At 61.0% G+C, this 13763-nt stretch carries 11 protein-coding genes; 2 read left to right on the top strand and 9 right to left on the bottom strand.

Going from position 1 to position 13763, the window contains the following annotated elements; translation table 11 throughout:
• Nucleotides 1–259: 259 nt before the first annotated feature.
• From GJV37_RS19220 to GJV37_RS19180, 9 genes are all read right to left on the bottom strand, one after another.
• Entirely contained in the window at nt 260–532 is a 273-nt protein-coding gene (locus tag GJV37_RS19220) for a hypothetical protein (protein ID WP_193452847.1), read from the bottom strand.
• A 53-nt stretch (nt 533–585) separates the two neighbouring features.
• Entirely contained in the window at nt 586–1419 is an 834-nt protein-coding gene (locus GJV37_RS19215) for a hypothetical protein (RefSeq protein ID WP_193452846.1), read from the bottom strand.
• 91 nt (nt 1420–1510) lie between these two features.
• On the bottom strand, nt 1511–4384 hold the full coding sequence (locus GJV37_RS19210; protein WP_193452845.1) for a DUF927 domain-containing protein: 2874 nt from the start codon (nt 4382–4384) through the stop codon (nt 1511–1513).
• The gene (locus tag GJV37_RS19205; protein ID WP_052267956.1) at nt 4381–4653 is read right to left on the bottom strand and encodes a DUF3077 domain-containing protein; all 273 of its coding nucleotides are present in this window, start codon (nt 4651–4653) and stop codon (nt 4381–4383) included. Before GJV37_RS19205 ends, GJV37_RS19210 begins: the two co-directional genes overlap by 4 nt.
• Nucleotides 4650–5084: a hypothetical protein gene (locus GJV37_RS19200; RefSeq protein ID WP_193452844.1), complete on the bottom strand. Its 435-nt coding sequence runs from the start codon at nt 5082–5084 to the stop codon at nt 4650–4652. Before GJV37_RS19200 ends, GJV37_RS19205 begins: the two co-directional genes overlap by 4 nt.
• Nucleotides 5081–5245, bottom strand: coding sequence for a hypothetical protein (locus GJV37_RS19195; protein ID WP_193452843.1), 165 nt, complete (start codon nt 5243–5245; stop codon nt 5081–5083). The genes GJV37_RS19200 and GJV37_RS19195 overlap by 4 nt, the downstream gene beginning before the upstream one ends.
• 396 nt (nt 5246–5641) lie before the next feature.
• Nucleotides 5642–5980, bottom strand: coding sequence for a hypothetical protein (locus GJV37_RS19190; protein WP_193452842.1), 339 nt, complete (start codon nt 5978–5980; stop codon nt 5642–5644).
• Nucleotides 5977–6246 carry a helix-turn-helix transcriptional regulator gene (locus tag GJV37_RS19185; protein WP_193452841.1) on the bottom strand — a complete coding sequence of 90 codons (270 nt, stop codon included), beginning with the start codon at nt 6244–6246 and terminating at the stop codon, nt 5977–5979. The genes GJV37_RS19190 and GJV37_RS19185 overlap by 4 nt, the downstream gene beginning before the upstream one ends.
• 10 nt (nt 6247–6256) lie before the next feature.
• Entirely contained in the window at nt 6257–6490 is a 234-nt protein-coding gene (locus tag GJV37_RS19180) for a helix-turn-helix domain-containing protein (RefSeq protein ID WP_193452840.1), read from the bottom strand.
• A 340-nt stretch (nt 6491–6830) separates the two neighbouring features.
• Between GJV37_RS19180 and avs3a the strand changes: the two genes are divergently transcribed.
• Nucleotides 6831–13088 (top strand): AVAST type 3 anti-phage nuclease/ATPase Avs3a, encoded by a 6258-nt coding sequence (gene avs3a / locus GJV37_RS19175; RefSeq protein WP_193452839.1) that lies wholly within the window; start codon nt 6831–6833, stop codon nt 13086–13088.
• The gene (gene avs3b, locus GJV37_RS19170; RefSeq protein ID WP_343044071.1) at nt 12979–13743 is read left to right on the top strand and encodes an AVAST type 3 anti-phage protein Avs3b; all 765 of its coding nucleotides are present in this window, start codon (nt 12979–12981) and stop codon (nt 13741–13743) included. The genes avs3a and avs3b overlap by 110 nt, the downstream gene beginning before the upstream one ends.
• The last annotated feature ends 20 nt before the right edge of the window (nt 13744–13763 follow it).

Below are 13763 nucleotides of genomic sequence, written 5' to 3'. Positions count from 1 at the left end.
CAAGGCCACGGGGGGAGCACCTTCTCGCTGATGGCACACATGCACCAGGGGGCGGGGGTGAAGTTGGGTTCTTCGTTTTTCCCGGTGTAATTTGTGTAGTTCGTGTAATCGATCCTCTGCGCGCCTAGTGCCGCAAGGGTTTCGCCTGACTACACACTAGATAAAGCTCGCTTACACAAGCGGTAATTAGATCCGAATGTGTAGCCAACTGAAATAAGAATGCCGCTGGCGGGGATACGCCAGCGGCAAAGCAAACGAGTTACTCCGACCAGGCTTTGTATTTGTCAGCAAGCTCCAACTTGGCCACTTCCTCCATCGCCCACCCCTCAAAGATTTCCATCTGCTGGGAGTCTACTGGTCGGTCGGTTAACTGATTAACCACCTGGTACACCCGGCCGGCGTAGTGGGCCGCCAGCACTCGACAGGCCCACTCCGCGCGCTCCTTGATGGAGAAGGGGCGCACTACCCCATGGTCTTCACTCAGGGCCGTCATACACACTGCAGCCCAGACAACCGCATGGCCGTTCTGCATGGCGAATCCATTGCGTAGGCGCTTCGCTATTCCGGCCCGGTAATCACCGGCCACTATGCGGCGCCCCTAGCAGTCCGCAGCAGACTCTCGAAGTCAACCTGTCCGGCGCCAGGTGCGAAGCGAGGGATTTTTACTTGGGTCAGGGGATGGCGAGTATCCAGCTCTGCGAGCTTGACGCCGACCCTGGCGAGTTCGTCCGCAAGCCTATCCCACTCAGCCCCATGCTTTGCTCGCTGCCCCGCCTTGACCCTCGCTCGCGCCCCTGCGAGGTCTTGCTCTGCCTGCTCAGATTCCTGACGGAGCGCCTCACCCTCTGCCACCAGGGCCGCCAGTAGGCTGACATTGTTTGCGGCGGCTTGGCTGGCATGTTGGCCGGCTTCCCGGGCGCCTTGCATTGCCGATTGCGCTGCCGCCGCAGCCTGGGTGTCTCCATCGGCAGTGGCCCTGGCGAGAGCTTGCACAGCGTTTTGCAGCCCTTGACTTGCCGTATCCTCGGCGGTCTGTTGCTCCTGCTCGATTTGTTCTACGTGCTTCCGCACACGATGGCTGCTGTCGCTCAGTCGGCTGCACTTCTGTTCACATTCCACAACCAGCTTCTGCGCGGCGGCAATCTCTGCATCAGCGTTGACAACCCGGTCCGCGTGAGCGAGCCATTGGTCCAGCCATTCGAGTCGTCGCTCAAGCATCGCAAGCTCGGATGCGGCCTCCATGCGAGCGGCCTCTGCCACTCGCTTCTCGACAGTGGAGACAACATTACCGAGATGGTTGTGTGTGATTGGTGCATCTTTTTCGGCCCGCTCCAGCCCGGGCAGTTGCTCGCGCAGTTTCTCCATTCGGGTCACTACGCTAGCTCTTTCTGCCTGACGATCTTTCATCTGTTGTTTCATGTGGTGTACTCCTAAATGTATGGATTCGAACGGTTTGCGGGCTGGCCAGGCCCGATAGGCGCCGGCACCCCCAGCCGCTATGCGGCTCTCCTTAGGCCGCAGCGGTGAAGAGCGCGGCGTTGTCCACCACATAGGCCCGAGTGCTACCCATCCCAGGGAGCGTTACGACCTGCGCGGCGCGCGAATCCATTCCCTGCAGAAGGATTCCCTTGGCCTGGAGCACCCGATTGACGGTGCGGAGGTTCATCCCCTTGAACACTTCGTCCTTCCACGCGATTGCCAGGAAGTAGTAAGTAACCCGGGTGTACTCACCGCCCGCTTCGCCATGTGTAACGGTCCGTCGAAACCCGAGCCGGTCAGCCGTGCGAGGCGCGTGGTCATCTACTTTGGCCGCGAAACCCTCCCAGCGTGTGAACCGGCTTTCACCGAAGCGCTCCACCATCAGCCGGAGGCGCTCAACGATTGCCGCACCCTCTAGGTTTCCAGCGCCGCCGCGTTCATCCATCCAGGCGGATAGGCAGGCTCTGGCCGCTGTGGTGGCGGTTCCTGGGGGCCAGCCCGTTACGTCCATCGCAGTGGCCAGTTCGCCGGCTGCGGCGGCCAGGGCGAAGCGCGCAGCAGCGCGTTGTGCCTGACCGCTGGCCTCGCTGGGGAGGGCATCGCTTACGAACCTATCCACCGTGCTGCGCACTACCGCGATGTAGCCACGGAGTTTCCCTGGCTCACACAGGGCCTGCAGGAAGGCCAGGGCAGGGGTTCCGTAGTACTTCCCCACCCTTGCCTTGAGGGCATCGGACAGCGCGGCCGCATCCTCGAAACCGTGGAGAACCTCGAACAAGCCCAGGCCTTTGCCTGCATCCGCAGGGATGGCGAGCATCCGCACTTCCATTCCTGCCTTGAGTTCCTTGTGTGCCTCCGCCATGTGCTGCGCGAGCGTCTTCTCACCCGTGGAGAGAAAGAGCAGGCGCCATTCCTGCACCTGCTTTCCCGCTTGGCCGCGATCATTGGCCCGCGCCTTGCCAGTGCCATTGCCGAGCATGTACACCGTTTCGCCAATGATTCGCCCATCGCACATGCCGATTTCATCAAGCACCAGCAGCCCGTCCGAGTGAGCAGCTGCGATGGACTCCAGCGCGTTGTCCGTGGATCGCCAGGACCGGACCAAGCGCGGCCCCCCGTACACTGAGGCGGCCACTTGCAGGTGTGTGGTTTTGCCCCCGGAGCTATCGCCGTAGAGGTGGAACCCTCCCGACTCCGCGCCCAACAACTGGAGCAGGGGCCCCGCGAAAGCTACGCACACGACAAACGCCAGTCGGTTGTTGTCCACGCACAGAGCGCCTATCTGGCGCTGCCATTGCTCCAAGGTACCGGCTTGGCCGATGGGTGGTAGCTGCGCCCCTGCTTCGTAGAAGTGCAGGTGCTCACCGCTCTGGCCAATCTGCCGATCCGGCAGCAGAAAGGCATCGCCATGCCAGCCCAGGCGTGTCACCAGGCGCGCCCGCTCCTGACTCTCATACCCTTGCAGGTAGCCTTGCAGGTCGTTGCGAGCATTACGTGCCGTGCGGACCGGAGCGAGCCGTAGACCCATATCTACCAGTGGTCCGAGCACCTCCTTTCCGAAGTCGCCTGCCATCGCCCGAGCAGGGATATTCAGCCGCTTGCGGTCGCCGTCCGGGTCATCGAACTCAACCAGTAGACCCCAGCTCTGGCCCTTGTCGTCCCGCGTTCTGGCCATGATTTCCAGGCGGGAGCACACGGGCCGCGCCTCCCCATCCTCGCCCATGTAGAACACTCCGTCCGCAGTCACTCGGAATCCGGCCGGAGCCGGGGCCGACTTTTCTGCTGGCGGGCTCTTGGGCTTGCTCACCTTCGCTTGAGTAGCTGCGGCGGGTGCTGCCGTAGCGGGCGTGAAGAGTTCGCCCGTGCTCTCCAGGGCGGCCAGGTGCGCGGCTGTCCAGCCCTTGGCAATGGCGTCCGCAGCGTCGTCACCCTCCGCCCACTCACCGCCCTGGGTGAAGGTCGCCACCCCGGCATCGAGGCGGGGGCGCTGGCTGAGCGCCGCCATCGCAACAGTCCGCACGGAGGCGGCGCCGAGCTGCCGCAGGTGCTCGGCCAGGGCCTTCATGCAGCTGAGGCCCGGAGTGTCGTTGTCGGGCCAGCACAGCACATGGCGCCCAGCCAGCGGCGAGAAGTCGGCCTTCTTCCACGAGTTTGTCCCGTTCGGCCAGCAGGTGGAGACGTAGCCGGGCAACAGCACAGCGGCGGCGTCCGCCGCTTTCTCGCCCTCGCAGAGCACAACCGGGGCATCTGTGCGACCGGCCAATTGCTCCAGGTGCAGCAGCGGGCGTGGTTCGCCCAGGCCTTGCCAGCGCCATTGGCGGGCGCCACCTTGGTCCGTACACCAGGTCAACGGGGCAAAGACTTTGCGGCGCGCCCCGCCCTCGTCCGGCGCCAGGTCGAAGCGGTAGAGCACCATCAAGGGCTGACCCTGCTGGTCTTTGTAGACCCACACCGCGGATGGCGTACCGTGTTGCCTGTGCTTGGTGGGCACCTTCTGCATTGCGTCGGCGGGCACCGGCTGGACAGGAGTCCACTCCGGTGGCTTGGCTCTGGCGGGCTCGGCCGGCGCCGCCCCACTACTGGCAGTGATGCTCAGGAAATCAGCCAGCTTGTTGCACGCATCCACCTGGCTGCAGCCTTCCACGTACTGCACCAAGTCAATCAGGTCGCCGCCCTTGTCGCCCGTGGCGAAATCGGCCCAGGTGCCTTTTACAAGATTCACCTTGAGCGATCCGGCGTGCTTGTCCGTACGGGTCGGGTTGGGGGCGGTGTACTCCTTGTTGCCGTCGACGCGCTTGCCACCCGGAAGCCAGCGAGCGAGAACTCGCTCGATTGCCTGCAGGGCAGCGCGCTTAACCTCGGCGAAGGTCGGGTGCCTGGGCTTTTCGTTGCGAGGCTTCGTCATTGGCTTTGCCCCGCTTTGAGCAACCCTTCGGTAGCGGAGTCAACCAGGGCCTTGGCCATGTCCGCCAGATAGTGGGCCGCATACGCCTCCGACGTATCCCCCCCTTCTTCGCCGATAGTTCCGCTCAGGCCGCTGATTGTGGCCAGGAAGCAGGAGGCCAGCTCCAGGGCTGCGACGGCCGAGAGCCCTGGATTGACCGAGAACATCGGCGCCCCGTCGGTGGAGAAGCAGCCAACTCGCTTGGTGATGGCTCGATTGCGGAGGCTCATTGCGCACCCCCTTGGGAGTGGGCGAGCGACACGGCGTCCTTTGCATCACACAATGCTTCGTGGATATGAGCGATGGACCTTTGCTGCACGCCCGGTGCCACACCGTTCACGGGGGCGCTCATCAATAGACACACCAGCACCTGCGCCCGCTCCAGAGCCAGGGTGGCGTCGTCGTAAGCGTCACCACCCGAGCGGCCACCAGTTGCCGAAACGGTTGGGGATTTCAGCCGCGATCCGAAGTCCTCAACGGCTACATCCAGAACGTTGTCCCACTCATCTGCCATGCCCTTTCCGATCAGCGCCAGGGCGGCGGCATCATCGCAGCCCAGCTTACTGATGGCTGCGAACAGGTCACGGAGCCGACCCATGACACACCGCGCGGCGCAGAGCTGATCGGTGGCATCGCGCATATCTTGGAGGGTGATGCTCATTGCGCACCCCCGACTATCTCCAGGCTGCGGGCCTGGGCCATGTGGTGGTTGTAGCGAGCGAGGCGGGTAGTCAGGCTGGAGTTTGCGCGGAGGGCAGCCAAGGCCATTGCCTTGTGTGCGGCGGCGCGTGCGGACGGATTGAGGGCGTGCGAGTGCTTCATGGGTGGAACTCCATTTTTCAACGATGGAGCTGCCACGAATCGCCGCGACGCGATGGGAGGTGGCAGCCGTGCGCAGGTTCGCGGACCGGGGAAAATGGAGAACCCGGCACACCCGAAGGTGTCCCACGCACGGCCACCACCATAGAGCGGCATTGCAGGCACAAAAAAAGCGCCAGCAATGGTCTTTGGGGCGCTTGTGCGCCATTTTCAAATTCGGGCCGCGACGCCCGGCCACGGGATTTACCGTGACGGCCGCAGCGTAGCGCGCCGGCCGGCGCGGTGCAAGCAGTCCGGCTTGCGGGTAATTGGAGTGGGGCATAGACTGGCCTCTCAGTTCGTTGGTCGCGGGCTGAACGAGTTCGAACGCCTCCGGTTGCAGCCGGGGGCGTTTTCGTTTCAGTGCAAGGTGTCGGGGCGATGGAGTTGCAACCAGGCGAGGTGCTGGCCACGCCTGGAGTTGTCGTGCATCTGCTGTAGGGCGGCCGGATTGGCCAGCAGGTTGGGGACAAGTTGCACCGCGTCCCGGACAACTACGTCCGCTGGCGGCTCAACCGCGAGCAGCACCCACTCCGAGGTGGGCCAGAGCAGAAGCAGAACGTGGGCCCCTTCGGCGATAGCACGATCACGGAGCGCCCGGAGCTGCTTGCGTCCTTGCACCGCAGGGGACGGCAGGAGTGCGGCGGCATCGTCGTCCATCGCATCGAGGGCGTTGTGCGGCAGGAATATCGGCGTCATGCGGCATTCCTCCCGCGAGCTGCGATTCGTGCGCGCACCCAGTCTTGAACTTCGCTCAATACCCAGGCCACAGGGGCGCCTCGGGCGTTGCTGTCGCTGAGTTTCACTGGCAGCGGGAAACCGCTTTCCTTCTGCTGCATCAGCTTGTAGATGGTCGGCCGCGCCAAGCCGACGATGGCGACCACCTGGGCGATACGAATGAGCGTCGCCGTAGGATCGGTCGGCAACTGGCCGAGGGTAGGGGATTGCTGTTTCTTCTGGCTCATTGGCACCCCCTCACTGACCGCTGGCCAAGATGCGGCGGCTTTCGAGCCAGGCCGCAACGTCTTGACGGCGGTAGCGCACCCGGGTGCCGACCTTCACGTAGGGCAGGGGGTTGCGGCGGGAGCTGCGCCAAGCGGCGAGCGTGCGGTGGGAGAGGCCGAGTGCCGCCGCCACCTGATCGGGAGTGAGAAGGTCTGTGGGGCTGAGTGGAAGCTCCCCTGCGGAGTGTTGTGCTTGCGTAGTCATATAGCGTTACCCGTGGTCGTGGATGGACACGGCGCTAACGCTATGGCACGGCTCGATGGCCGCCGATCTTCGCTTTACTTTTTCATTTAGTTAACAGGCGGGTTAACTGCTCACGCACTTCCATTCGACTGGTCCAATCGTTTTTGGATCTAGCGCATCACTTTGGGATTGCCCTATGTTGTTGAGCTACCCTCGCAGTGAGTTGACAAACATGGCGCGCACTTTATGAGACTCAGATCCCTACGTGAGATCACTTGTTGCTGTGGTGTGGCGCACTAAATCTAGACGGGCTCGTCATTAAGACGAGGTAGGCAGTACATGCGACTTGGTATCACGGAAGATGGATATTTTTGACGTTGGCCCCAGCCGAGATGGCGACCAGTTTCATTACTCACGCGCCTCCCGCCTTTGCCTGGAGCTTCTTGAAGCCGGCTCTGACCTCATGGTCGTGTCTGTTGAAGGCATTTCCAGGAAAGACTCCGTTAGTGATGGCATCGAGTCCGTTGATCTCGCACTCTACTATGGCAGCACCAGCCTGCCGACGGCGCGACTCGTACGATATCGCCAGCTCAAACATTCGACGCTCCACGCCAACAGGGAATGGACTGCGAGTGGTCTACGCAAAACACTCAAGGACTTTGCGCTCCGCTTTACGGCGTTAGTGGGCCAATTCGGTGTAGAGGATGTTTGCGCGCGCTTTGCATTTGAGTTCGAAACCAACCGTCCCCTCTCGCCCCGCGTAGAGCAAGCGCTGTCGGATCTAAAACAGGGCAAGCAAGGGCGCGAAGCGCGCTACATCAGTCGCGTGACGGGATTAGCGGCTGCCGACCTCCAGGCGTTTGCCTCTCTTTTTCGGCCGTTCACACGTGTAGAGGGGTTTCTTGAGCAACGCGCGTTACTCAACCGTGACCTGCGGGCCTACCTACCGGACAATGACAAGGATGCTGCGCTTGCGCTGCGCGAGCTTGTGGCGCGCAAAGCTACGAGTGAATTCAAGACTAATCGCGAGATCCGGCGTGAAGACGTCCTAGATACGATCGGCGTCCGTCTGGATGACCTGTTCCCTGCGGCAAATGTTCTGGAGTCGCCTTCCGTCGTTGTGCCGCGCTCCCAACTGCCAAATCTGCTCAAGGTAATCACCGAATCTTCGACTGCAGTAATCGTGTCTGCGGATGGCGGCTATGGTAAATCCATCGTTGCGACCCAGATCGGCCCGGCCCTGCCTGGCAGTGCAACGTTCGTATACGACTGCTTTGGCAACGGCGGGTACCGAAGCATTACAGGCCTGCGACATCGCGCCAAGGACGGATTAGTCCAACTGGCTAACGAGATGGCTGCCCAGGGCCTGTGCCATCCGCTGATCCCTACGCCTAAAGCCGACGCCGCCGCATATGTCCATGCTTTCCTCGCCCGTGTGGAGCAAGCCAGCGCCGCCATACGCGGCCGCGGCGCCGATGCATACCTCGTACTGGTAGTGGACGCAGCAGACAACGCGGAGATGGCGGCCAAAGAATTTCACGACCCGCCCAGCTTCCCACGTTTGCTGCTAGCCGAATCCTTTCCCGACAATGTTCGCCTAGTGCTTACTGCGCGTCCTCATCGCGTCGACATGCTCCATCCGTCACCGGAAGTGGTCCGCTTTGATCTTGATGGATTCACCGAGACAGAGACCGGGGATCTACTGAAGTCCCGTTTTCCGAAAGCGGGGCACGTAGACATCCTGGAATTTCAACGCCTGACCTCGCGTAATCCGCGCGTGCAGCGCGCCGCTCTGGATCTAGATCCGTCAGCGACACTGGCAACCGTCCTGCGCAGCCTCGGTCCGTCGCCTCGCACGGTTGACGACACCATTGGCGATCTATTGGAGCAGGCTGTACGGCAAGTCCGGCATGTGGCGGCGACGGTCGAACGACCCCAGATCGACAGTATCTGTGCAGCGCTTGCCACGTTACGCCCGTTTGTGCCGATTAGGATCATCGCGCTGACAGCAGGCGTCGACGATGGTTTAGTCCGAAGCTTTATCCACGACCTTGGCCGGCCGTTGCTCCTTCGGGACGACTCCGTCCAATTCAGGGACGAGCCCACGGAGACTTGGTTTCAGAAACATTTCAGACCCGAACAGGAAGAGCTTGAAGTATTTGTCCGCCGCTTGAAGCCACTTGCACGGTCGAGCAGCTACGCCGCGGCAGCGCTACCCGCGCTGATGCTAAGCACTGATCGCTTGGATGAGCTGGTTCAACTTGCGCTGGATGACGAGGCATTACCCGAAAACGACGAGATAGCTCGGCGCGACGTCGAGCTACAGCGGCTGGAGTTTGCGACGCGAGCTGCACTTCGGGCCCGCCGGTATGTGGATGGCGCCAAGCTTGCCTTGAAGGCAGGCGGGCGCGTGGCTGCCGATGATCGGCAACAGACGCTACTGAGCAGTAATGTGGATCTCGCTTCACGGTTTCTGAGCGCAGATCAGCTTCTGGAGCAGGTTTCTAGACGTCAGATTGTCGGCGGTAACTGGACTGGCTCAGAACATGCGTATGAGGCGGCGCTGCTTTCGGGACGGGAAGGATTGGAGGGCGAAGCTCGCTCCCGGTTGCGTATTGCCTATGACTGGCTAAATCATTGGGTGCGCAACCGGCAGGAGGGAGATCGCCGAGCCTCGGTTCAAGACAAGGATATTGTCGAGCTACAGTGGGCGGAGCTGAATGTCCATGGTCCGACCTCCTGTGCCGCCCAGCTGAGGCGATGGAGCCCGCGAGAGCTCTCTTATCGTGTTGGGAGAACGCTTGCAAAGCGCCTGGTCGACGCTGCACGGTGGGCGGATGCCGACGCCCTGGCTATGGCGGCGGGCAACGACATCGGACTGGTTCTCGCAGTCGCTGATGAACTTCGGTCGGTAGAGCGACATGTACCTAAGGCCGCCGCCATACGAACCATGCGCTTGCTCCTGCATCCGCGAGTGAAACTCAAGGCTCCGAGCGACTGGCGAGGTGAGGGCACGCGAATTGGGGTGGTCGTGTCAATGATTGACACGGCGCGGCACTACCGCCTGGCGTCCAAGCGAGCACTAGCTGGCCTCTTACGTCGCTACCTGCCTAAAGTCGCTCCCCCAACTCTAGACTCTGAACATCTTAGCGAAGATCGATTTGCATACTTGCGGGCGTATGCACTGCTGGCAGCGCTTCTGGGCAAGCCTCTAACGCTCGAATTTATCTATGGCGCAAAGCGAAGCCCCCGCAGGAAACCGAGGGGCGAGAATCGGTTCGGCGGTCGGGGGTTTGCGATCCTCAAAGCGTTGCTGCCGTGGCATGAGTTAAGCGTGAATGTCCGCTCCGGATCGATGTCCAGGGATGACTTCGAGGGTGCATTAGCTGCAGCGCTGGAGAATTGGACGCGCAATCGGCGAGACGTTTATCAGGACTGGTCTGCAACGGCAGATGGGGTTGCTCGGCTATGGTCCGAATGCATCGTGTTGTTGGGCGGGGATGAAGCGCATTGGGCTCGGCTGACGCAGTGGCAGGATGACCTGCGGATTCCCTTGTTCATTCCTAGCATGGCGGACATCGCGCGCCGAGCGGCACTGACGGAGGCCCCACCACATGTCGTCCTTTTCTTTGCTCACAAGGCTCGCACCCGGATAGGAGAGGAAGCCGAGCTCGCTGAATCCATGGCCGACAGTTTCGTCCTCCTTGCTCGATCGGTATTGGGGGCCAGCGAGGATGAAGCACTGCAGTACTTCAATGAGGCGGTTCGCGTCGCCAGTAAGATCGGGCAAGAAAACCTCGAGCGATGGCATGCCCTGTTGCACCTAAGCGATGTCTGTGGCGTGGACAGGGCCGACAGCCCGCAACTCGCCTACCGATTCGCGCGTGCGGCTGAGCTGACACGATCTTATGTCGATCGCGACAAACACTTCGATTGGGAGCATACAGTCGAGGCTGTCGCCACTCTGTCGCCGAGCTTATCGCCGGCGATAATGAGTCGGTGGCGAGATCGTCGATTCGGCGAGCCTGAGCGCTTTTTCCCCAAGCTCGTCGATTTCCTTTGCAAACGAGGCGACCTTGATGCCCGGGATGCTGCAGCACTAGTCTGCTTTGATGGTTACTGGGAATGGCCGGACCTGATTGCGGCCGCGCTTGATGCGTCCGATAGCGGGGCTGAGAAGGACAGGGTGCTGCTGCACACTTACCGGTACCTCCGGTTTTCCGGGATGTCCAGACGGTCTCTGAAAGAGGTCGCCGATGTGGTCCAGGAGAGGGGGCTAAACGCTCAGTCTTTTCGAGAGCTAGAAGAGCGAGCCAGTCAGCCTGAATCAGAGGTTGCCTCGCGCAAAGTGTCGCTAAGGAGTGGGCACGACTCGAGCCCGGATTGGGCCGCGGTGTTCGCAGGTATCGACATCTGCAGCGTGGCAGGCCTTCTTGAGTGCCAAGAACGAATGCCGGATGGTCGCTTCGGGCGATGGCGGGAGAAGTGGATCGGCGAAGCTGTGGTTCGAGTTCCCGCTGGGAAAGAACGCGCTTTCGTCGAGAGCCTTCACGCAATCGACGACTGGAGTCCCTATGCCGTCCGAGGGTTTCTGGAGCAGATCCCACCAAGCTGGGCTGGTCGACTGGCGGCGCGGCAATCTTTGGCATGGTTCGTTCGTCGCATGGCCCGCGACCATGCGACGTCACTCAGCATCAATCGTCACTATCAGCATTTGTCCTACGACCTGGTCTTTGAGAAGTCGGGTGTGACGCGCCAAGAATTACTGCGGTGCGCGCTGGAGGCGATTGCCGAGACGAGTCTGCCGAGCAGTTCCCACGACTTGTTCCAACTGGTCGCTGTTCTTGCTCAATTCCTGGGCCCCGAGGAAGCGCGATTAGTGTTGGACTATGGCCTGGAGCAGCTGGAGGCGGCGCTCGGCGGCGAGCAGGGGGGAGAACCCTGGAGCCCGCGCTTGGCGCGTGCCAACGGCTGTCGCGAGAGTATCGCAGGCTACATATGGGCCGCTCTCGGAGCTGTTGATTCGCGATGCCGATGGCAGGCGGCCCATGCGGTCCGGGCACTCTGCCAGTTGGGGCGCGATGCCATGCTGTCAGACATCCTCGCGCTCGCTAGCGGTGGCGATTCGTCAGCCTTTACCGACGCTAGCTTCCACTTCTATCGAATGCACGCGATACAGTGGTTGTTGATTGCGCTTGATCGCGCCTCGCGTGAAAGCGCGGATGCGGTATCAAGCCACGCCCCCTGGTTGAAGTCATTGGCATCGCGTCAGAACTGTCATGTGATCTTCCGCGCTATTGCGGCCCGCGCTTTATTGGCCTTGGCCGACAGGGGACAAGTGGAAATAGACCCGGCAGCAAGGGGTGAATTAATCCAGATCAATGCGTCCAGGCTACCAACGCAGCTATCCGCCTACCATGCCCGACCGCACCGCGATCTGCCTGGTTCGGGCGACTCGAGCGATTTCGCCTTCGATTACGACTTTTCCAGCACTTGGATCAAATCACTGGCGCGGTGTTTTGGAATATCCCCAGGGGAGATCGAGGCACTCGCGTGCCGGGTTATCCGTGAGGACTGGGGGCTTCAGGAGAATGGTCATTATGATCGCGATGCTCGTGCTCAGGCCGGCCAATTCAAGGAGTATGTAGGGCGCCGTGGCAGCAAACTGGGCGGCCAAGACACCCTCTCGATCTATCTTTCCTACCATGCAGTGATGGAGGCCGCGGGGCGTCTACTTGAAACTCATCCGCTCTATAAGGACCCCGACAGTTCCTGGGAAACTTTTTCCCATTGGCTCGAGCGCACTGCCGCGCTCGACTCGAAAGGCGACTGGATTGCAGACCACAGGCAAATGCCGCCGTTGGATGTCGTCAAGTTTCCAAAAATACGGAAAAAGGAATCTTGGCCTGTTCCGATCGCAGAAAAGTACGCATTTTCACGTCTCGGGGTTCGCTTAGGCGCGATAGTAGTGGCGGGTCGATGGACGCAATTCAAGGGGCGCAATAGCGAAACCTTCCGAGTGACGAGTGCGCTTGTATCGCGGGCCCGCGCCGGCGCGCTGTCTCGAGCCTTGGCTACGACTCGAAATCCCTACGACTATGCACTGCCCGAATTCCAAGACTCACACGAAATCCATCACGGCGACTTCCTTTTAGAAGGCTGGGTGCAGGAGTGTGGTTCGGAGTCCGGTGCTTATTCTGATGATCCATGGACTGGAGGATTGGCCGGACGTTTTCCGGATATCGCCGAGCCATTGGCGGCTGAACTGGGAGTTACCCGGAATGACGCCTCCGATAAGTGGTACCAGGATGACGGAGCTTGCGTAGCTTGGGTCGAGCGGTGGAGCGAAGAAGTCGACGAGGACCGGGGGAGAGCGCCAAGCGGAGAACGTTTAGTAGTCGACAAGAAGTTCCTTCAGAGGATGCTCGGTCGACTGGAGCGAACATTGATCCTTGAAGTGACTTGTCGTCGCGACGTGGTGCTATCCAACTACGAAAGCAGGAGTGAAAATGCCGAAGAAGAGCGATCCACGCACATCGTTACGATCGAAAAAGCAGGCCCCCCCCGCCTTGTCAGCCGCAATGTGCGCACTCGGAGAAAAGCTCGTCGCCGAACTTAAGCTAGTTGAGTCGACAGATACGCTTGCACGGTGGATGGCGCATTACGTTGCGGAGCTGATGATGAGCGCCGAGCACGCTCCTCTGCATAAGCGTGATGAGGCGCAGCATGTATGCGCGCGCGCAATCCTAGAGCTATGGGCACAGGCACAAGCTTTCCCTGCTAAGAGAACGGCTTTCGAGTCCATTGATCGGATAATCGAGACCATGGACTCTCTTCATCCTGAGGGTGGACCGTATTACCGCAACAATCTCTGGCGCGCCCTCGATGCACGTGCCAAAGACGGAGACAGTGAAGTTGAAGAGCTTCTGGCTACCGCCCTAGGTATCGATGGCATGGCTCGCAATCTCATTCACCACGTCCTCGCACATGCTGCCCGCGCTGCGGGCCGAGACAGCGCTGAATGGCTAGAACTGGCTCAGAACCTAGACGAAGAGGACCCCCTCACTGCGCTACGGATCAGGATAGCGAGGGCGGGGGTAGCCGAGACAGAGCTCAATAATCATCGTATCGATCAGCTAGAAAAGCGCATCACGCAGCTCAAGCATTTTTCCGCTGCGACTCAAGCGCTTCAGATGAGTCTTGATGAGTCATTGGCGGCCGCGAAAGCCCAAGTCCACGCGCTTGGTGATGAGAGCAAGAGACCTAGCATTTAATTTGCGCCCGTCTGCGGAAG

Source organism: Pseudomonas nitroreducens (genome assembly GCF_010994165.1).
Lineage (GTDB): Bacteria > Pseudomonadota > Gammaproteobacteria > Pseudomonadales > Pseudomonadaceae > Pseudomonas > Pseudomonas nitroreducens.
The sequence above is the reverse complement of the archived record's forward strand: the minus strand, read 5'-3'. Positions and strand labels throughout refer to the sequence as shown.

Coding starts and splice junctions, on each gene's coding strand:
- avs3b (WP_343044071.1), top strand. CDS start 12,979: ATGCCGAAGAAGAGCGATCCACGCACATCGTTACGATCGAAAAAGCAG.
- GJV37_RS19180 (WP_193452840.1), bottom strand. CDS start 6,490: ATGACTACGCAAGCACAACACTCCGCAGGGGAGCTTCCACTCAGCCCC.
- GJV37_RS19200 (WP_193452844.1), bottom strand. CDS start 5,084: ATGAGCATCACCCTCCAAGATATGCGCGATGCCACCGATCAGCTCTGC.
- GJV37_RS19210 (WP_193452845.1), bottom strand. CDS start 4,384: ATGACGAAGCCTCGCAACGAAAAGCCCAGGCACCCGACCTTCGCCGAG.
- GJV37_RS19215 (WP_193452846.1), bottom strand. CDS start 1,419: ATGAAACAACAGATGAAAGATCGTCAGGCAGAAAGAGCTAGCGTAGTG.
- GJV37_RS19185 (WP_193452841.1), bottom strand. CDS start 6,246: ATGAGCCAGAAGAAACAGCAATCCCCTACCCTCGGCCAGTTGCCGACC.
- GJV37_RS19205 (WP_052267956.1), bottom strand. CDS start 4,653: ATGAGCCTCCGCAATCGAGCCATCACCAAGCGAGTTGGCTGCTTCTCC.
- GJV37_RS19190 (WP_193452842.1), bottom strand. CDS start 5,980: ATGACGCCGATATTCCTGCCGCACAACGCCCTCGATGCGATGGACGAC.
- GJV37_RS19195 (WP_193452843.1), bottom strand. CDS start 5,245: ATGAAGCACTCGCACGCCCTCAATCCGTCCGCACGCGCCGCCGCACAC.
- avs3a (WP_193452839.1), top strand. CDS start 6,831: ATGGATATTTTTGACGTTGGCCCCAGCCGAGATGGCGACCAGTTTCAT.
- GJV37_RS19220 (WP_193452847.1), bottom strand. CDS start 532: ATGCAGAACGGCCATGCGGTTGTCTGGGCTGCAGTGTGTATGACGGCC.